General features: G+C 55.2%; 15 protein-coding genes and 1 other RNA gene. 6 read left to right on the forward strand and 10 right to left on the reverse strand.

The annotated features are described in order from the left end of the window. Nucleotides 1-340 precede the first annotated feature (340 nt). Both BLQ55_RS05090 and BLQ55_RS05095 read left to right on the forward strand, forming a co-directional pair. Nucleotides 341-1,633 carry a site-specific integrase gene (locus tag BLQ55_RS05090; RefSeq protein WP_092252728.1) on the forward strand — a complete coding sequence of 431 codons (1,293 nt, stop codon included), beginning with the start codon at nt 341-343 and terminating at the stop codon, nt 1,631-1,633. A 432-nt stretch (nt 1,634-2,065) separates the two neighbouring features. Beyond that, a complete protein-coding gene (locus BLQ55_RS05095) occupies nt 2,066-2,707 on the forward strand; it encodes a hypothetical protein (protein ID WP_092252730.1) in 642 nt (213 codons plus the stop codon). A gap of 539 nt (nt 2,708-3,246) precedes the next feature. Here the strand turns inward: BLQ55_RS05095 and BLQ55_RS05100 are convergent. Together BLQ55_RS05100 and BLQ55_RS05105 are read right to left on the reverse strand one after the other, a co-directional pair. Further along, the gene (locus BLQ55_RS05100) at nt 3,247-3,711 is read right to left on the reverse strand and encodes a hypothetical protein (RefSeq protein WP_092252732.1); all 465 of its coding nucleotides are present in this window, start codon (nt 3,709-3,711) and stop codon (nt 3,247-3,249) included. A gap of 20 nt (nt 3,712-3,731) precedes the next feature. Then, nucleotides 3,732-4,049, reverse strand: coding sequence for a hypothetical protein (locus BLQ55_RS05105; protein WP_092252733.1), 318 nt, complete (start codon nt 4,047-4,049; stop codon nt 3,732-3,734). Nucleotides 4,050-4,153: 104 nt separating this feature from the next. Between BLQ55_RS05105 and BLQ55_RS05110 the strand changes: the two genes are divergently transcribed. The 3 genes from BLQ55_RS05110 to BLQ55_RS05120 all read left to right on the forward strand — a co-directional run bounded on the left by BLQ55_RS05110 (nt 4,154) and on the right by BLQ55_RS05120 (nt 5,676). Further along, nucleotides 4,154-4,402 carry a helix-turn-helix domain-containing protein gene (locus BLQ55_RS05110; protein ID WP_092252735.1) on the forward strand — a complete coding sequence of 83 codons (249 nt, stop codon included), beginning with the start codon at nt 4,154-4,156 and terminating at the stop codon, nt 4,400-4,402. Nucleotides 4,403-4,690: 288 nt separating this feature from the next. After that, nucleotides 4,691-4,906, forward strand: a complete 216-nt coding sequence (locus BLQ55_RS05115) for a hypothetical protein (protein ID WP_092252737.1) — start codon at nt 4,691-4,693, stop codon at nt 4,904-4,906. 143 nt (nt 4,907-5,049) lie between these two features. Next, the gene (locus tag BLQ55_RS05120; protein WP_092252739.1) at nt 5,050-5,676 is read left to right on the forward strand and encodes a recombinase family protein; all 627 of its coding nucleotides are present in this window, start codon (nt 5,050-5,052) and stop codon (nt 5,674-5,676) included. A gap of 670 nt (nt 5,677-6,346) precedes the next feature. Here the strand turns inward: BLQ55_RS05120 and BLQ55_RS05130 are convergent. Then, nucleotides 6,347-6,664, reverse strand: coding sequence for a hypothetical protein (locus BLQ55_RS05130; protein ID WP_092253025.1), 318 nt, complete (start codon nt 6,662-6,664; stop codon nt 6,347-6,349). Nucleotides 6,665-6,994: 330 nt separating this feature from the next. Between BLQ55_RS05130 and BLQ55_RS05140 the strand changes: the two genes are divergently transcribed. Further along, on the forward strand, nt 6,995-7,462 hold the full coding sequence (locus BLQ55_RS05140) for a hypothetical protein (protein WP_143011695.1): 468 nt from the start codon (nt 6,995-6,997) through the stop codon (nt 7,460-7,462). A gap of 194 nt (nt 7,463-7,656) precedes the next feature. Here BLQ55_RS05140 and BLQ55_RS05145 read toward each other — a convergent pair whose 3' ends face one another. From BLQ55_RS05145 to smc, 7 genes are all read right to left on the reverse strand, one after another. Further along, the gene (locus BLQ55_RS05145) at nt 7,657-8,583 is read right to left on the reverse strand and encodes a DUF4435 domain-containing protein (RefSeq protein ID WP_092252747.1); all 927 of its coding nucleotides are present in this window, start codon (nt 8,581-8,583) and stop codon (nt 7,657-7,659) included. Further along, a complete protein-coding gene (locus BLQ55_RS05150) occupies nt 8,577-9,983 on the reverse strand; it encodes an AAA family ATPase (protein ID WP_092252749.1) in 1,407 nt (468 codons plus the stop codon). The genes BLQ55_RS05145 and BLQ55_RS05150 overlap by 7 nt, the downstream gene beginning before the upstream one ends. A 407-nt stretch (nt 9,984-10,390) precedes the next feature. Beyond that, nucleotides 10,391-10,487: signal recognition particle sRNA small type (gene ffs, locus BLQ55_RS05155), an RNA gene on the reverse strand. A gap of 248 nt (nt 10,488-10,735) precedes the next feature. Continuing rightward, a complete protein-coding gene (locus tag BLQ55_RS05160) occupies nt 10,736-11,896 on the reverse strand; it encodes a zinc-binding metallopeptidase family protein (protein ID WP_092197430.1) in 1,161 nt (386 codons plus the stop codon). Nucleotides 11,897-12,021: 125 nt separating this feature from the next. Continuing rightward, nucleotides 12,022-14,385, reverse strand: coding sequence for an NAD-dependent DNA ligase LigA (gene ligA / locus BLQ55_RS05165; protein WP_092197432.1), 2,364 nt, complete (start codon nt 14,383-14,385; stop codon nt 12,022-12,024). Between the two features lie 186 nt (nt 14,386-14,571). Further along, complete coding sequence (gene zipA, locus BLQ55_RS05170; protein WP_092197434.1) at nt 14,572-15,417, reverse strand: cell division protein ZipA; 846 nt, start codon at nt 15,415-15,417, stop codon at nt 14,572-14,574. Nucleotides 15,418-15,675: 258 nt separating this feature from the next. Continuing rightward, nucleotides 15,676-19,164, reverse strand: a complete 3,489-nt coding sequence (gene smc, locus BLQ55_RS05175; protein ID WP_092197436.1) for a chromosome segregation protein SMC — start codon at nt 19,162-19,164, stop codon at nt 15,676-15,678. Nucleotide 19,165 lies beyond the last annotated feature (1 nt).

The following is a 19,165-nucleotide window of genomic DNA, read 5'->3' on the forward strand; positions in this document are numbered from 1 at the left end:
GCCAAAGCCTGGGCAGCAGAAAGCACCGATCGGTATCGATCAGCAAAACAACAAGAAATTTTGAAGTTGGCAAACCTTGCGAACGAAGGCTTGGGCGTTATGGAGGCAACCCCACCAGCCACACCCCGGCACACAATGTTCCCGCTGTGGCTGCTTCCTTCCGGATCTGACCAGGTAGCATGCAAGCATGCTCGGCAATCGTTGCGGGCCTTACGGGGCAAGGGTTTCAGGCTCTTTTGGTTGCAATATCTCTACCGTGAAAACTCCTTGCACGGGCAGTAAAAACTCGGGGTGTAGCCAGCACTGTCACACTTTGCTGTAACACTTTGGTGTCACACCCATGGCTTACATGATCAAGCGCGGGGCGCTCTATTACCTCAATCTCAAGCTACCCAAGCATCTCTTCCCGAGGTGTCACACTTTACGTTTGAGCCTGAACATCCGGCAGCGGCAGAGCGCCCTGTTCCTCGCTGCTTCACTCGCCCAGCAAGTCCACAGCCACTTGAAGGCCCACCCCATGGACGACCTTCAGACGCTGCGTAGGCTGTGTTCGAAATGGCGAGATGCTACCCCAACACAGCCAATCCAGACTGCTCCAAGGAAGGCGCCAGCGGCCACCATGAAGCGGAACAGCGACGGCCCTACACTCGCCAGCTTATCCAAGCTCTATATAGAAGAAGGAAAACGTGGTGGCACGTGGCGTGAGGTCAGCACGCACGAAGTCGAACGCTCATTACGAGACTTGTTCGAACTGATGGGTGACATGCCCGTGGAAGCATTCGACGTCCAGCAAGCCCGCCTGTTGAAAGATCGTTTGAGTCGCTGCCCGCAATACTTCGGCCTACGCCCCGAGTACGAGGGCAAGACCCTAAAGCAGGTGGTTGAGTCAGGCGCCACTTACAAGACCATCACCGCCGTTACCGTGAACAATCGATTACGCAAACTCTCCGCCTTCCTAAACTGGTGCAAGACAAATGGATATGTAGCGGATAATCCTCTGGTGGGCATGAAGGTGATGACTGGATCGGCCAAGGAGGCACGGTTGTCCTTTGATCGACACGATCTGACCACCCTGCTCAATCTGGATGCACTCAAAACAGAAGCCCGAAAGCATCCATGGCGCTACTGGTTGCCGCTCCTAGGGCGAGCCACTGGGGCACGATTGGAAGAACTCTGCCAATTGCGGGTGGATGACTTCATCGAGCAACAGGGCATGCAGTGCATCCGCATCGATGACAGCCGTGAAGGCCAGAACCTCAAGAACTCCAGCAGCCGTCGTGTTCTTCCCCTGCACCCTTCTCTGATCGAGCAGGGCTTGTTGCAATACGCTGACTCAGTCAGGGCAAATGGGGATGATCGCCTATTCCCCAAACTGGAAGCAGTGCGAGGAAAGCTCGGGCACGCAGCCTCGAAATGGTTTGGCCGCTATAAGGCGAAACTGGGTATCACCGATCCACGCAAAACCTTCCATAGTTTCCGCCACACCTTCATAGATGATCTGCGTGATGCAGGCGTGCAAGACTCACTGATCAAACGAATGGTGGGACATGAAGACAGCTCCGTCACCTTCGGCATCTATGGCAGCAGAATCCCGATCAAAGCGATGGCCGAGGCGTTGACGCACATTCAATAACCCCGAATAACCATCGATAAACCCGAGCATAACCTGCACTGGATTCGTCATGCTCTGAGGAACAACTGTCGCTCAGTCCAGTGTTTACAGGCTTACATGGCTGTCTGGACTAAGCAGGGTGCTTTCTCTCTCGCTGAAACCAGTTTTTACAGCCTTGCTCTCGCAGAAAAGGTACAACGCACGGAAGCACTCAAACAGCCATTTCTAGATCAATACTTTCACATCACGTCAATACTAAGATTGACAGAAACGGTATAAAAGTGCATTATGCTCCCCTGTCTCGGCGGACAGACCGACACCTCGAAGAGCCTCACGCGAACACTGTTCATGCAGCGTTTTAGATGGGGCTTTTTTGTGGGCGTCATTTACCAAACCAAACCGGCACAACCCCGAGAGGAATGCCTATGCAATGAACTGACGAAGGAGAACGAAATGACAAGAAGCAAAATCACGCCTACAACTCGCACCAAAGCAATACAGATGCGCACTGAAGGTGACACTTATGCGGAGATCGTCCTAGCCTTGAGCGATGACGGCATAACCATCAACTGGTGCAAGAAGAATCTGAGTTCCGTTGCCGTCTACGATACTCACTACTTTTTGATGGAAGAGCTGACTCCGCTGGCGCTTCGTCCTGAAGGCATATCCCGCCTTGAGTTCCGCACCAAGATAAAAGCCGCGTATGGTATTCCTTTTGGGGAGATGATCCCTGAGGCCATCGAACGGAAAACCAAGCGAGGTCTTCCCGATGATGCTTTTGTCCGTCCTGATTGGATGGAGCCTGAAGCAGCCAGATCAAGCCAAGCAGCAATTGTCGAAGCTGCAAGCCTCCTGAGGGACCGACTCGATGAACTGCATGGGGAAATTTGTGCACTGTATCCCAATGCCTCATCTTGGCATGTTCGCGATGCAGTTTTGTCGATGGTCACAGGTAGTCATCCGGCTGGACCAATCATTCAAGGGCGGCAGATGCTGGACGCAGTGAGCAAAATGGAGGAGCGCGTACCTCAGCGATCACAAGCTGAAGCACCTGCTCAAGAGGTTGATCACGAGTACGACAGTCTGTGCATGTGAACCTTTTGTCTATAAAGACTATACAAAGTTCACTTGTTCACTAGTAAATACCAGACGCTGACGTCTGAGTGGGATAACCCGCTTTGAAGACAATAGTTGTATCGTCCCGATTCTGGATCAGCACACCAATTAATTAATATAGTATCAACACAAATCAAAGCTCCTCGCTTTTGATCTTGAGGTACTTGATATGCGGAGCATGGTGGATATTCACGTAAGCGCCGCTTACAGCCTGACTCAACCGGTAAAGTTAGGGGATGAAATGATATGTAAATATCATCCCCCTCACCTCCAAGGCTCGCCGCCTTGACGTGCAACCAGCCAAGCGGAGCTTGATCGGGATACCATCGTTAGCTGTCGCTAACCACCTTGCACTAGCAGTCAAGATCAAAAGCAAGAGCTGGATTTGTGTAAATCTCTTTTACTTACTGGAGTACACCCGAAGGAATGATGGCGGTCACGCCGTAGCTGAGTACGATTGAAAGCTGACGCTTACAGTGCGAATACTCCAAACGAAGTTTGAGAGGTCAATCTCTTGGCTACTCGTCAATGACAAGTCCAACGGACTCAGTGATAGACCTAAATTTGGCAGTCGCAAAGGTCCTCTTGGGAAGATTGTCGATTTTCAGCACCACTGACTTAGCTCTCAAAAATTCATGTTTTAAGATTGACTGATCTTGATTCGTTGCTGGTGCAAGTTCTTTGTAGTACTCGTCCGAACACATGCCAGTAAAACTCAGGCTTTTACCGTTAACTTTTCCCTGAACCTTAAAACTCGACTCCCCTTCAGGACAAGCACCCTCACCACTGATGAGATACGCTAAGCGCATATCCTGCCCGTAGGGAATGACTCGAATGTAGTCGTGTTCGCTTTCTTTACTGACGACAGTAGCTTTATTGGACCAGCCAAGGGACCAGTATTTTGAACTCAGATTTTCTCCCGCATAGGCGAATGCAGATAGGAACGCAAAGCAGGGTGCAATTTTCAAAAACATACGGTTCATGTGTTTTCCTTTTCCTGCTATCAACGCAACCAACCATTGGCTGTCATGGCAGTCTTGCCGCTTGGTAGCTGAATCAATGCTGACTTGTCTCCTTCTTTCGGACCCTCGATGAAATTGACCTTGGTAGCCGTTGAGATTGTTCGACACTTACCCGATTCAATCAGACGTCCAGCCTCATCCTCATCCTGATCAAGCGACGCTTCCACCATCTTGGTCCAGTCACCTGCTTTGTAACAAACCATCGAACCAGCAACCAAGGTCTTCTTAGGATAGGTTTCTGCCATCGCGGCAGATGCGAACAAGGGCAGGAGGCACAGCATACGGGCAACGGTGTTCATAAAGCATTCCTTGGGGACGACAGATAGACGCAACAATATCCCAAATTCAGATATCTGAAAACCAGATATAGGTTGTAAGGCTGCCCACTCATAGCCAGCCATCCATGTCCAAGACGATCTATAGACCCGAAAACGCTGTGCTTTTGTCGTTGCTGAAGAAGCACAGGAAAGCGGCTGGTCTGACTCAAGTACAGTGTTCAAAGGCTCTGGGACGTCCACAGTCGTTCATGAGTGACGTTGAAAGCGGGACACGCCGCTTGGATATCGTGCAGCTTCGCGATCTGTGCAAAGTTCTGGGGATTGGTCTTGCAGAACTGGTCGTTGAGTTTGAAAAGTCATTGCCGGATGAATGACAGGACGTTTTCCCCCTCAGCCTGAACCCTTGCGGAACTACTGGCCTAAGCTAGCGTTGATGGTGTCGCCAGCGTGGCGATTGACTATTAAGGAGCTGCACATGGTTAACAAGCGCGGCCGGGACTCAAAGACCGGGGAGTTCATCCCTATCGACGAAGCAAAGCGGCGTCCCAACACTACAACGGTAGAGACGATCCCACCGCCGAAGAAACCAACGAAGCCAAAGGGTAAATAGCTTCACCGTGGGGGTGTCGTTAGGCTCCCTCACACCTTCATGGACGACCGCCATGGCAGACAACTCAGAAGCCCACATAGCCACAGTAGATGTGTTAACCCTCCTCCTTCACAACCAGCACTCTTTGGCCGCTGCAATTGAAGAGCTGGCCCTATGGGCAAAATCCACCGGTTCAAGCGAAGCCCATGAAAACGCGATCACCGCATTGGAAACCCTAGATGTGAATGCGTCCGCTATCACCGCTGGAATCCTCAAGCTCCGACAATAATCGCTATCAAAGCAGTAGACCTATCCGGTAGTGCAGCGGACGCTCCGCAGCGGCCCAAAAAAACTATCACTAAAGTCTTTAAAATAGCTTAACGATAATTTATCATTGCTCTATCAAATCAAGACTCCAAAGGATAGTCGCCCATGAACGCCCACTTGTACCTCCGAGCATCGACCAAAGATCAAGACGCCAACCGTGCAAAAGTGGCTCTGGAGTTGTTCGCTACCGAGAAGGGTTTGAGCATCGTTGGCGTGTATGCCGAGAACGTCAGTGGCACCAAGCTCAACCGCCCTGAGCTGCTCTCCCTGCTCAATACTGCCGATAGTGGCGACGTACTATTGGTTGAGTCCGTAGACCGCCTGAGTCGCCTCTCACAGGCTGACTGGGACAATCTCAAGGCCACTATCAAGGCCAAGGGATTGCGGTTGGTTGTAGCTGATTTGCCTACCAGTCACATGCTGGTTGAAGCGAAGGGAATTACTGGTCAAATCATGGATGTGATCAACAACATGTTGATTGATTTAATGGCCACCATGGCACGACTGGATCAAGAGAAACGCGTGGAACGCATCAAGCAGGGCTTGGAGAACAAGAAAGCTGCTGACCCTGATTGGAAGCCATCTGGAAAAGGAAGGAACGCTGCCAAGTGGGCAGAGGTACAGGCACTGATGCGGAAGCATCCAACAATGTCAGCTGATCAGATTGCCAAACTGGCTGATTGCGGTGTCGCCACGGTGTACAGGATCAAGCGAGAAGCTGCGGCAGCCTAATATCGTTTCTGGTCTAGGTGTGTGGGGCTGTGTGCCCCCAACTTATTTATGGTTCCGCTTGGACCTTTCTGGCTGAGGCCGGATTTCGTTGCTTGATAGCTCTGGCTTTCACACCGAGATTTCAGGGGGAACGCCCCATCTTATATTCCAGACTGGAAAACCCGACATCATAACGATGAGGTTGAAAATTTTGGCGCGGGATTGGTTTTCGTGCAGAAATGGCCCTAATGCAAGGTGCCCAGAGGTAAGAACAACGAGCGTCTACCGCTCTTTGGCAACCCCTATGACCAATACATGGAGCCCGCCTAGAAATGTCTTCATAGGGTTCTCCCGGCAGAATTTCTCCACAACTAGCATGGCGTCATTTAGGTCAGCGGTGCCCAACACGTTGCCTCCCGAGGGTAACGCCATGTTTTGTCCGGTTATGAAGCCAGCGGCGTATTCAAAGTAATTGAGGTATTCCGGCGTATTCAGCGAACGGATGCCCCCCCCCCGCAGGTGCTCTTTCCTCCTTGCCCATACACGGCAACAGTAGGGCCAAACGTCTCTGGCGATTCCGCAGCTTGAGCAGAAACCAAAAGCGAGAGAGCTGTGCATATCACTAAGGACCGGATCATCGCTAACACATCCTCCCCGTACCATCTAATGCTTTGGCCACTGCTTGAACTATTCAGTTCTTGAGAAATCCGTCAGCCGTGTAAGCAGTCTTACCGCTCGGAAGCTGAATCAGTGCCCCAGTGCCACTAGCAGCAGGATCGAGGTAGCTAACTCTTGTAGCCTTCGTAATGAATCGGCAAGCACCAGAAGAAACCAAACGATCAGCGCCCGCTTCATCGTCATCGGTATAGGCGGCGAGCATTTCCCTCCAATCACTAAAGTCGAAACAGATCACCGAATTGGGCTTAAGTGTCTTCTGGGGGTAATCGCTCGCGAACGCAGAAGAGGCCAGCAATGAGAGCAAGCACAACAATGATGCAGAAAGTTTCATACAGAGTCCTTTCTTGAGGGGTAACACCATATAGCCAGCATCATTACAGAAGCACGCCCGATGCAGCAAGCGCACTCAGGATCACAGCCCGAGCAGTAGCCATACGTGTTAATGCCAATTTGCCATTTTGCCCACGCTTTACTGATAACATCTGCCTCCCACATTGGAGACACGCAGCATGGCAGCGGAAGGCAAGCACTCCCCCTTCACTCTCAGGACTTTGACATACTCGGTCGGGAGCTTCCTTGCCGCTTGGGGGGCCACAAAACTGCTAGACACTTACTTCGATACAACATTATTAGCGACGGTTAGAAGCTGGCTGCTAGTGTTTTGGGACTGGAGCTGCTTACCTCACCACTACAAAATTGGTCTGTAATGGCGCTTGCGGCTCTGCTGCTTTATTCATTCTGGACAGTAGACTACTACCATCGAACCTCAAGCAATCTTTTCTTCGAGCTACATAAAGCGGAAGATGTAATTCACAAACTAAGAAACCCCGAACCCCCTCCACTCAATCGCTCACACATTAATATTATGCAGAGTATTGCACGCATGGCGGAGACAGGAATACACCCGAGTCTTTTGCTTTTCAGTACGGGCTCCGGCATGAGTCAGCTTCAAGTTGAGGTAATAATTGAGCAGTTAGCGGCAATGGGATTTGTGCACACTCAAAAAACTGAATCACCCACCAGACAAAGTACCCCGCAGTTAACCTTGAAGGGAAAGGAGTACGTACTAAATTTTCGCTCCAAGAATGCAAAAGATGCAAAGCAAGCTGATAACACCAAGATTTCCTGAAACCTGGAACGGAGCGCGTCCCGTGCATCACACTCGTAACACGGCGATTTATCGCAGAGTTACGCTAACACGCTAATACTAGAAAGAAGTTTTAGCAGCTCGGAATAAATTCAGAGCCGCTAGAACCTAAATCTAAAAACAGTTTAAAAATTCTGTCTCATGCGTAGAACGGAAGACTAGCAAGGTGAATCAACTCATGCATGGACTAAGCCTTCGAAACGAGCACGAATATAGTCAAAGCTAGGCTGACCCACGTCCTGCAAGAGCAATTGTTGCAAATGGGTAACATCAAAGTTCGCGGTCATCTTATAAAGACAATTTTTATGCACTTGCCTGAGGCAAGACTGGCACTGACTGATTAAGCTATCCGCACAAAGCTGAGGCAATAGTGCGACCTGTTTCTTAAACTCATCAATAAAAATTTCTAGAAGCCACTTACCTTTGCATATAGCCAGCAAACCACCCCATCCGCTCTCGACCCCTATCGCGGCTCCAAACGCTTCAAGATCGACCTCTTTGCTTCGGAGAGCCTCTTCATGACCTGACCGCAATACTGCTCGAACTCTATCACCATATCCAATACAGGCATCATAACCTTGATCACAAGCTTTTCGCAAAGCCTCTAAAGAAAAGATCCTAAGTTTCTCCAGCTCGGACTTAATACTGTCAAAAATTATTGCAGCATCAGCCTCCGATGTCAGATGGCCTGTCGCCCGCGTAGTGCGCTCTACGAGAAAGCGTACCGCCTCCGAACTCACAAAGTGAGTTTCAATAGAATAGAACTCCAAAACGAGTAATGCATTATCGGCGGGAACCTCCCCACGATAATATCTCGCATCCCGATCAATTACACCCAATATATACGGAGATATATCCATACCTTCAGAATTATCTCGAATGGTAGTCAGATGCTCCAAAACTCCGCTACATCCTGCCGTCCCAGAAAGTATGTTTTCGCTCGCATAGACCTCACAATCACGCCCCATATCTAGAGCAAGGCGTTCGTAAATCGGGACATCGTCACACCCCTCCACAATGATAACAGGTAGCTTATTCATGATTGCCGAGTTAAGAAGCTCGTCAGCCTCGAAAGTCAAGCCTACGGGAAGATGACTTACCATAACTCTGGCGCCACTGGCTTCAACTCCGGCTTCAGCTCAACCAGAGACAATGGATGTCGCTTAGCAATCGCAGGACTATGAGACGCCACAATAATTTGCGTATCCGGTGCAATCCTCTTTAATAACTCCAAAAGCGATCTCTGCCACTTCATATTCAGAGAAATTTCAGGCTCATCAATAATGATAAAATCCTTATTGCGACCGGTCACTACAATCAGTGCCAAAAACGTTAAGATATGCCTTTCACCACTCGAAAGAACATCGATAGGATGGTGACTCCCGCCAACCTCAATAGCAAGCTCATCCTTGGTGATCTTCAGTTCTTTGCCATCAATAAGGAAGTCATTGAACGTATCCACCAACACATTAATAGCACTAAGCAGCTGCTTTTCAATTTGCAACTCGCTAATCATGTTTATAATGAGCTGACACAGAATTCTATTCTGTGTGAGGTTAGGCACATCCTCTTTTTTTTTGAAACCCTCCAACACGGATATCACATGACTTTTAAATTTATTCTCCGTACCGTCTTTCAACGCCTCAATGATTCGCTCTTTGCTTTTAAGAACCAAGTCACCAAAATTATCGGGCATAGCCTTAAACGAGCTAACACCTTGCTGACTTTGCTCAATCGCTACTGCCAAAGTATCAAAAAGGGCATTCTGAATTTTTGTGGTTGCAATATTCCTAGCTACTCGATAGCGTTCAAGAAGCAAGTTTTCGATATTACTCATTTTCACGTTTTGTAAATATACGTGCTGATCATCCAATTCGAAATCATCACGCGAATTTCTCTGCCTAACGGACTGATACTTTCGAAGATGAAGAACAAGCCCCTCCGCAAACTCCTGAGTTCGAAATCGCGAAATTTCTCGCATATTAGAACTCTGCATATATCTAATTACGTCACTCACTTCAATCCGAGATGCTAACGTGGTAACGCCCCGCTCAACACCGAGCGATAAGGATGATGACGCCGAAAGTAATGACTCTGATAGCTCAGACCAATCATAAGCAATTTCAGGTGCATCTTGGGCACCATTGTCAACGTCTTCATCCAGCGAAACTCTGACAACCGAAACTGTCTGAAGCTGCCCGCCATCGACGCGAAAATCCACCTCCGCGCTTGTCACACCCTCTTTACGAAAGGCCAAAGAGTCCTTATTAAGCAAAGCATATATCAGCTTTAAGAAGGTGGTTTTTCCACAACCATTATCGCCATAAATGACCGAAGCAGAATCTTTTGAAAAATGAACTTCTGCTGTTCTATCAGAAGATTGGAAACCTACAAACTTAATACGATCCAACCTTATATTAGCGCTGTGTACAATGGTTCTACCGCCAGAATCAACCTTTCGCAAGAACATATCTATTCCTTGATTACCAATCTGAAAATTCATCCACCTAGGTCAAGCTCAATTTTTCGGAACGATTGTGGTCAGCCCAATCCGCGAACTGATTTGGCAGACATCTGTTGAGCCATAACGAGCAATCGCCCAGCATGAGGATAGGAGCCAAAGCTGCTCACCATATAGCAGATCAAAATGATCTATGGCAACGGATGCCCACGCTGATCGTGAAGAATGACCAATCCGCGATCCAGTGCCACATGATCCACAAACAGGATGATATCAAATAGCCACTAAAACACGATTGCTTCGAGTGTTTTGCAAAAGCGCATTGGAAGGCGGATAAAGGCGATTAGATTGGTACGGTGCACCACTTAGGTGTACCTAAACGCTGTCACACTTCGAGATTTTTGACTGACAAATCCTTGTAGAATCAAGGACTTAGAGATAGGTGGTGCCCCCACCAGCCACACCCCGGCACACAATGTTCCCGCTGTGGCTGCTTCCTTCCGGATCTGACCAGGTTCACGGGTAATCGTTGCGGGGGGACCGATGGGGTCACCATAACGACGCCCGCCTGACGGCGAGCCGCGCCATTGTACCTATCTGGCAAGAAGTTACAACCGTTCGCGGCGGATTAAAAAACTGAAGATGTTCAAGCACTTGCTATGGAACAAAGCGTGTCTGCGATGAAGTCGACACATCCGGCATGATTGCAAGCTGACCTGGCGCTATCGCGAGCGAGCTCGCTCCCACAGGGGGATCTGCGCGTCAACAGGGTTGCAAGCTGCCGCCACAGAAGACTACAACAACACCTCATCCGCCCGACCGCCCTCTTCCTGGATCACCAGATGGATGAAATGCAGTTTGGTGATCACCGCCGCCGGCACGACGAACGGGTAGAAATCCGGCTGGCCCATGCTGCGGGACAATTCGTTGAGCATGCCAGCCAGTTCGATCCAGGCGTTGACGAACGAGAGGAAAGCCGCGCCGCCAGTGTGTTCGGGGTCGTACAAGGTCTCGGGCGGGAACGGCTGGTAGTCGAAATCCATTTCCCGGGCACTCATGCCGAAGCCCAGGGCGGTGTCTACCGCGTCCATCATGTGCAGGTAATGGGCCCAGGTTTCCGCCCAGTCTTCCCAAGGGTGCATGGTGGCGTAGGCACTGACGTAGCGGGTTTGCCAATCCAGCGGCGCACCTTGCTGGTAGTGGCGCTCCAGGGCTTCGGCATAGCTGGCGCGCTCATCACCGAACAACTCGCGAAACGCCTCGAGCCAGTGGCTGTTGGCAATCAGTCGATCCCAGTAGTAATGCCCCACCTCATGACGAAAATGCCCGAGCAAGGTGCGATACGGCTCGCGCATCTGCTGGCGCACGTACTCACGATGGGCATCGTCCGCCTCTTTGATGTCGAGGGTGATCAACCCGCTGGCATGGCCGGTCATCGGCGATTTGCCGTCGGGGTCGACACCGATGAAGTCGAAAGCCAGGCCGATATTTTCGTCGACGGCTTTCGGGATGACCGGCAAGCCAAAGGTAATCAGTTGCGCGACCAGCCGACGCTTGGCGGTCTCGACCTTGCGCCAGCGCTCAGGGTTTTCCGGAATCGACAGGTCGGGGATGGTGCGGTTCAGGCTGCAGGCAATGCACAGGGTATCGCGCCCGTTGTCCGGCAGTAGCCAATTGCAGGCTGCCGGGGTGTCGAGATTGGCGCAACGGCGGAACAGCCCGGCTTGCGGGTCGGCATCCAGCGTCCAGGTGTCGGGCTGCTCACCGGGTTGCAAGGACGACAGGCGACTCTGCTCGGGTTGATACCCCAGGGCCGCCAGGCAGGCCAGGCATTGGCTGTTGCGAAAAAACAGGGACTGGCCGCAACGACACGGCCACACCTTGCTGTTGCGCGACCGGTCGCCCATGAACGGCGCGGCGATGCGTGAACTCAATTGTTCGAAGAAGCGGTACATGGCGATCTCTCCCTGGAGCCTGCAAGACTAGATCATGCTCCGTGTCGGATCGTTCCCCCGCACTGCGTCACAACACCGAATAAACCGTGGCGAGGAAGCAAGCTTCCTCGCCACAGAGGGTGCCTTCACGATTGAACCGTGATGCCATGCTGACTCAAAAAAGCCACGAACGCCGCTTCGTCGAGCACCTTGAGCCCCAGCTCGTTTGCCTTGGTCAATTTCGAACCCGCCCCCGGCCCGGCCACCACGCAATGGGTTTTCGCCGACACGGAACCGGCCACCTTCGCCCCCAGACTCTCCAGCTTGTCCTTGGCAACGTCACGACTCATCAGCTCCAGCGAACCGGTCAGCACCCAGGTATGCCCGGCCTCGGGCAAGCCTTCGACGACTTTCTTCTCGCTTTGCCAGTGCATACCGAAATCGCGCAACTGCTGTTGCGCCGCTTCTGCCTGCTGACGGTTGGCGGCGATGGCGAAGAACTCCCGTACGGCGTTGGCCTGCTTTTCCGGCAGCGCCTGGCGCATGTCCAGCCAATCGGCGTTCATCACGCCTTCGAGCGAGCCGAACTTGTCCGCCAGTTTCTGCGCCCCGCCCGGCCCCACCGAAGGAATGTGCAACTTGTCGAGAAAGCCACCCAGGGTGGTGCTGGCGGAGAACTCGGCGCCCAACTCGCCCTGGTCCTGGATCTCGAGGCCATGGCGCAGCAAGTCCTTGATCACCTGGCGGTTGTGCGGGTCTTCAAAGAAGCTGTGGATCTCGTGGGCGACTTCCAGACCGACGTCCGGCAAGTACGTGAGCACCTGGGGCAAGGCCGCCTGCACGCGCTCCAGCGAACCGAGGGAGCGGGCCAGGACCTTGGCGGTCTCTTCGCCCACGTCCGGGATGCCAAGGGCATAGATGAAACGCGCCAGGCTAGGCTTTTTGCTGTCGACGATGGCGGCCAGCAGGTTCTTGCTCGACAGCTCGGCGAAGCCTTCCAGGTCGACCACCTGTTCGAAGGTCAAGGCATACAGATCGGCAGGCGAACCCACCAGTCCCTCATCCACCAGTTGCTCGACGCTCTTCTCGCCCAGGCCCTCGATGTCCATGGCCCGACGCGAGACGAAGTGAATGATCGCCTGCTTGAGTTGGGCGCCACAGGCCAGGCGACCGACACAGCGGTACACCGCGCCTTCACTGACGGTTTCGCGGCCCTTGCTGCGCTTGATCAATTGCGTGCGCTCGACGTGGGAGCCGCAGACGGGACATTGCTGGGGCACCTCCACCGGGCGGGCGTTTTCCGGACGGCGCTCGGTGACGACCTGCACCACCTGCGGGATCACATCCCCGGCACGGCGGATGATCACGGTGTCGCCGATCATCACGCCCAGGCGCGCCACTTCGTCCATGTTATGCAGGGTGGCGTTGGCCACGGTCACGCCGGCGACTTTCACCGGTTTGAGGCGGGCCACCGGAGTCACCGCGCCCGTGCGGCCGACCTGGAACTCGACGTCCAGCAGTTCGGTGAGTTCTTCAGTGGCGGGAAACTTGTGGGCGATGGCCCAACGCGGTTCCCGGGCGCGGAAACCGAGCTCGCGCTGGGAAGCGATGCTGTTGACCTTGAACACCACACCGTCGATCTCGTAGGGCAACGCGTTGCGCCGCTCGCCGATGTCGCGGTAGTAATCCAGGCATTCATCGATACCGTGGGCCAGCTTCAACTCACGGCTGATGGGCAGGCCCCAGGCCTTGAGTTGCTTGAGGTTACCGATGTGGGTGTCGGCGATGTCCGATGTCACCTGGCCGATGCCGTAGCAACAGAACTCCAGGGGCCGGTTGGCCGTGATCCTGGAATCGAGCTGACGCAGGCTGCCGGCCGCCGCGTTGCGCGGGTTGGCAAACGTCTTGCCGCCCGCCTCCAACTGCGTAGCGTTGAGGCGCTCGAAGCCGGCCTTGGACATGTACACCTCGCCGCGCACTTCCAGCAGCGGTGGCCAGCCAGTGCCCTGCAACTTGAGGGGAATGTTGCGCACGGTGCGCACATTGACGCTGATGTCCTCGCCCGTGGCGCCGTCACCGCGTGTGGCGCCGCGCACCAGCATGCCGTCCTGATACAACAGGCTGACCGCCAGCCCATCGAGCTTCGGCTCGCAGCTGTACTCCACCGCCGCGCCACCGCCCAGCAAGTCGCCCATGGGCAGGTCGAGACCTTCGGTCACCCGCCGGTCGAATTCACGCATGGTGGTTTCGTCGAAGGCGTTGCCCAGGCTGAGCATCGGGATCTCGTGGCGCACCTGGCTGAACGCCGACAGCGCCACGCTGCCGACCCGTTGGGTCGGGGAGTCGCTGGTGACCAGGTCCGGATGTTGCTCTTCCAGGGCCTTGAGCTCGTGGAACAGGCGGTCGTACTCGGCATCGGGGATGCTTGGCTCATCGAGGACGTGGTAGCGGTAGTTGTGCTGGTCCAACTCTGTGCGCAGCTGTTGGATGCGGGTTTCGACTGCGTTCATGGGTGTTCTCTCATAAAGCAAAAGAGCAGCCTGGGCTGCTCATTCTCAATACTTTGATCGCGTGTAGGAACTGTAGGAGCTGACGAGTGCAACGAGGCTGCGATCTTTCCCCTGACACTTGAATCTCAAGCGAAAGATCAAAAGATCGCAGCCTTCGGCAGCTCCTACAGGCCAGCGATCTTGGCCTCAGCGCTTCTGGGTCAGCGCCCGGCGCTCGAATTCGACGATGCGCTGGCGGTAGTGCTCGATGGTCTGGGCGGTCAGCACGCTGCGCTGGTCATCCTTGAGCTCGCCATTGAGTTCCTGGGACAGCTTGCGAGCCGCGGCCACCATCACGTCGAAGGCCTGCTTGGGATGACGCGGGCCCGGCAGGCCGAGAAAGAAGCTCACCGCTGGCGTGCTGAAATGATCGATGTCATCGAGGTCGAACACACCGGGCTTGACCGCATTGGCCATGGAGAACAACACCTCGCCATTACCGGCCATGCTTTCGTGGCGGTGGAAAATGTCCATCTCGCCGAAACGCAGGCCGCTTTCGAGGATGTTCTGCAGCAACGCCGGCCCCTTGAAGCCGGCCGGGTCGCGGCAGATCACGCTGATCACCAGCACTTCTTCAGCCTGGGCCTGGTCCTTGTCGACGCTCGGGGTCTTGGTCTCGTCCGGGAAGTCGCCGTCGCGACTGCTGAAGCTCGGCCCACCATCCAGGTCGAGGTTCAGGTTCAAATCCCCCTGGGACGGCTCGCTGTTGCGCTTGCCGCGCTTGGAACCCGACTCCCGTGGCTCGCGGACAGGGGCGCTCATCGACGGCAAGTCGTGCTCGTCCAGTTGCGGCTCCTTGTGGGTGTCCAGCACCCGCGGCGGGCCCAGCAGTTCGGCGCTGTCATCCTCATCGGGCAGGTTCGACAGGCTGCGATCCAGGCGAAACTTCAGTTTCCCCTTGCCGCCGCGCATACGACGCCAGCCGTCGAAAAGAATACCGGCAATGACAATGATGCCGATGACGATCAGCCACTCGCGCAGACCGATTTCCATGTAATCCCGTGCCTCTATAAAAATGCTGAAAAATAAGGGGCTTAGCTATTTGCAAACCGCTTTAAAACGTGGCGCCAACTCTATGTTCTGAATGGCGTTTTGCCCACGCATACGAAAAATTGACATTAAACTAGCACGACCAAAGATAACTTTACACCGTCTGTCGCATAGGCTTGTGCCCAATCTGTGAATTGAACATCAACCCCCCGAGTAAAAAATACCTACAGCGTTCGAAGTAGAAGCCCTACAACCGGTTGTTCAGGCATCCACCATGGCCATGGCCTCCTCCACATCCACTGCCACCAGTCGCGAACAGCCGGGCTCATGCATGGTCACCCCCATCAACTGATCAGCCATTTCCATGGCGATCTTGTTGTGGGTGATGTAGATAAACTGCACCGTTTCAGACATTTCCTTCACCAGCCGTGCGTAACGGCCTACGTTGGCGTCGTCCAGTGGCGCGTCGACCTCGTCGAGCATGCAGAACGGCGCCGGGTTCAATTTGAAGATGGCAAAGACCAGAGCCAACGCGGTCAGTGCCTTTTCGCCACCGGAGAGCAAATGGATGGTGCTGTTCTTCTTGCCGGGAGGACGCGCCATGATTGTCACCCCTGTATCGAGTAAATCTTCGCCCGTCAGTTCCAAATAGGCGCTGCCGCCACCGAAAACTTTTGGAAAAAGGGCCTGCAAACCACCGTTGATCTGATCAAAGGTATCCTTGAAGCGGTTGCGGGTTTCCTTGTCGATCTTGCGGATGACGTTTTCCAGGGTCTCCAGGGCTTCCACCAGGTCATCGTTCTGGGCGTCCAGGTAGCGCTTGCGCTCGGACTGCTGCTGGTACTCGTCGATGGCCGCCAGGTTGATTGCCCCCAGGCGCTGGATACGCTGGGCAATGCGCTCCAGCTCTTCCTCGGCGTCTTTCTCGTTCGCCCCGGCCACCAGGGTGGCGAGCACGCCGTCGAGGTCGTAGCCGTCTTCCAGCAATTGGTCCTGCAAGGCTTTGCGCCGCACCGTCAGGGCTTGCCATTCCATGCGCTGCTGTTCCATCTGGCCGCGGATCAGTTGGGATTGCTGCTCGGCCTGGCTGCGGCGCTTCTCGGCGTCACGCAGTTCGCGGTCGGCGTCCTCCAGGGCGATCTGCGCCGTCTTGAGCTCTTCGTCGACACTCATGCGCTTGTCGAGCAACTCTTCGAGCTTGAGGCGCAGCTCTTCCAAAGGTGCCTCGCCCTCCTCCAGATTGAGGCTCAACTGCTCGCGTTTCTCGGTCAGGCGTTCGGACTGCATTTCCAGCCGTTCCAAGGCCTGGCGCGTGGAATCGTATTGAGCCTTGAGCGAGCCCAGGCGCACCGCCAACTGATGGGCGTGGTCCTTGTGCTGGCGTGCTTCCTGGCGCACCCGATCCAGGCGCTCACGCAAACTGTCGCGCTGGGCCAGCAGCAGTTCACGCTGCTCGGTGTCCAGCGCCATGGCATCGAGGGCTTCTTGCAGTTGCAAGCGCGCCTCGCCGATCTGTTCGTGCTCCAGCGCCCGCTGCTCGCCCAGTTCGGCGATTTCTTCTTCCAGGCGGGTGCGACGCAGCGCCAGTTGCTCGACCTTGGCCTTGCCGGCCGACAACTGCGCCTTGAGCTCGCCTTGCTGGCGCGCCTCATCCTGCAACAGCCGCCGCAGGTGTTCGCGGCCGTTTTCCTGTTGACGCTGTTGCGCCCGCAGGTTTTGCAATTCGGTTTCCAGGGCTTCGACGCTGGCTTCGCGCTCTTCGCGTTCGGCGCCCAGGCGCTGGATTTCCTGGCCACGGGCGAGCATGCCGCTCTCGGCTTCGCTGGCCCGGCGCACTCGCAGGAAATGCCGGCCGACCCAATACCCGTCACGACTGATCAGGCTTTCGCCGGCCACCAATTGCCCGCGCAGGGCCAAGGCCTGCTCAAGGCTGTCCACCGGCTTGACCTGTCCCAGCCAGGGCGACAGGTCCACCTGGGCCTCGACCTTGTCCAGCAAGCTGCCGGGCATTCGCACTCCGTCGCCAGCCGGGCTGAGCAGGCGCAGGTCGCCCTGGGTGAAGCCCGACAGGTCGAAGCCGCCGAAGTCATCCACCAGTACCGCTTGCAGGTCGGCCCCCAGCACGGTTTCCACCGCCAGCTCCCAACCGGCATCGACCTTCAGCCCCTCGGCCAACCGCGGACGCTCGGCCAGGTGCTGGTCGCGCAGCCATTCGGCGGTGCCGGTGCCCGGGTCCAGCGCCGCTTGCTGCAAAGCCTCCAGCGAAGCCAGGCGCCCATTGAGCCGCTGCAACTCACCCTGGCCCTGCTGCTGGTTCTGCAAGGCCAATTGCAAGGCCTGGCGCAGTTGCTCAAGGCGTTCGACCTGGGCGTCTTCGCTGGCCTGCAGGTCTTCGAGGGTGGCTTCGCTGGTCGCCAGTTGTTCGCTCAGTTCCAGGATCGCTGCGTCTTCCGGGTCCGCCGCGAGCAAGGCGCGCTCTTCGGACAGGCGGCGCTGACGTTCGGCCAGGCGCTCCATGCTGGTTTCCAACTGCTGGATGCGCGACTGCTGGACTTCAGCCTGGCGCCGCGGCTCGGCCGAGGCCAGGTTGAAACTGTCCCACTGCTCTTGCCAGCCATGCATGGTCAGTTCGGCTTCTTCCAGGGCCGCGGCGGCCTCTTCGGCGGCGGCACTGGTGATTTCCTGCTCCGGCGTGAGCCTGTCCAGCTCTTCGCCGAGGGTCAGCAGCAAGGTACGGTCGTGGCCCAGGTGCGATTCGGTTTCCAGGCGCGCCCGCTCGGCTTCCTTCAAATCATCCTGCAACTGCCGCAGCCGTTGCTGCCCATGCTGGATGCTCTGCTCGACCCGGGCGATGTCGCCCCCCACGGAATAGAAGCGTCCCTGCACCAGATTGAAGCGCTCGGACAGGTCATGATGGCCATCGCGCAGGCGCTCGATGGCGGCGTCCGCATTACGCTGCTCGGCCACCAGGGCTTCGAAGCTGACTTCCTGGTTGCCGATGATCGCTTCACGCTGGCCGACCTGCTCGTTCAACGCCTGCCAGCGCAGGGCCGAAAGCTGGGCCTTGAGCTGGCGCTCCTCGCCCTTGTATTCCTGGTACTTCTTCGCGGCCTCGGCCTGGCGATGCAGACGTTCGAGCTGACGTTCGAGCTCTTCGCGCAGGTCGGTCAGGCGCGCCAGGTTTTCGTGGGTGCGGCGAATGCGGTTTTCGGTTTCGCGGCGCCGCTCCTTGTATTTGGAGATTCCCGCAGCCTCTTCGATGAAGTTGCGCAAGTCCTCGGGCTTGGCTTCGATCAGCTTGGAGATCATGCCCTGTTCGATGATCGAGTAGCTGCGCGGGCCCAGGCCGGTACCGAGGAAAATATCGGTGATGTCGCGACGCCGGCACTTGGCGCCGTTGAGGAAATAACTGTTCTGGCTGTCGCGGGTCACTTTGCGACGAATGGAAATCTCCGCATAAGCCGCATACTCGCCGATCAGGGTGCCGTCGGAGTTGTCGAACACCAATTCGATGCTCGCCTGGCTGACCGGTTTGCGACTGGTGGAGCCGTTGAAGATGACGTCGGTCATCGACTCGCCGCGCAAGTTCTTGGCTGAGCTCTCGCCCATCACCCAGCGCACGGCGTCGATGATGTTCGACTTGCCGCAACCGTTGGGGCCGACCACCGCCGCCATGTTACTGGGGAAGTTCACCGTGGTCGGGTCGACGAAGGACTTGAACCCCGCCAACTTGATGCACTTGAGCCGCACG

Source organism: Pseudomonas sp. NFACC13-1, from assembly GCF_900104425.1.
Classification (GTDB): Bacteria; Pseudomonadota; Gammaproteobacteria; order Pseudomonadales; family Pseudomonadaceae; genus Aquipseudomonas; species Aquipseudomonas fluorescens_AA.

Excerpts from the sequence above, each read along its gene's own strand:
- BLQ55_RS05090 (WP_092252728.1), top strand. The coding sequence starts at position 341 with ATGGCTTACATGATCAAGCGCGGGGCGCTCTATTACCTCAATCTCAAG.
- BLQ55_RS05095 (WP_092252730.1), top strand. The coding sequence starts at position 2,066 with ATGACAAGAAGCAAAATCACGCCTACAACTCGCACCAAAGCAATACAG.
- BLQ55_RS05100 (WP_092252732.1), bottom strand. The coding sequence starts at position 3,711 with ATGAACCGTATGTTTTTGAAAATTGCACCCTGCTTTGCGTTCCTATCT.
- BLQ55_RS05105 (WP_092252733.1), bottom strand. The coding sequence starts at position 4,049 with ATGAACACCGTTGCCCGTATGCTGTGCCTCCTGCCCTTGTTCGCATCT.
- BLQ55_RS05110 (WP_092252735.1), top strand. The coding sequence starts at position 4,154 with ATGTCCAAGACGATCTATAGACCCGAAAACGCTGTGCTTTTGTCGTTG.
- BLQ55_RS05115 (WP_092252737.1), top strand. The coding sequence starts at position 4,691 with ATGGCAGACAACTCAGAAGCCCACATAGCCACAGTAGATGTGTTAACC.
- BLQ55_RS05120 (WP_092252739.1), top strand. The coding sequence starts at position 5,050 with ATGAACGCCCACTTGTACCTCCGAGCATCGACCAAAGATCAAGACGCC.
- BLQ55_RS05130 (WP_092253025.1), bottom strand. The coding sequence starts at position 6,664 with ATGAAACTTTCTGCATCATTGTTGTGCTTGCTCTCATTGCTGGCCTCT.
- BLQ55_RS05145 (WP_092252747.1), bottom strand. The coding sequence starts at position 8,583 with ATGGTAAGTCATCTTCCCGTAGGCTTGACTTTCGAGGCTGACGAGCTT.
- BLQ55_RS05150 (WP_092252749.1), bottom strand. The coding sequence starts at position 9,983 with ATGAATTTTCAGATTGGTAATCAAGGAATAGATATGTTCTTGCGAAAG.
- BLQ55_RS05160 (WP_092197430.1), bottom strand. The coding sequence starts at position 11,896 with ATGTACCGCTTCTTCGAACAATTGAGTTCACGCATCGCCGCGCCGTTC.
- ligA (WP_092197432.1), bottom strand. The coding sequence starts at position 14,385 with ATGAACGCAGTCGAAACCCGCATCCAACAGCTGCGCACAGAGTTGGAC.
- zipA (WP_092197434.1), bottom strand. The coding sequence starts at position 15,417 with ATGGAAATCGGTCTGCGCGAGTGGCTGATCGTCATCGGCATCATTGTC.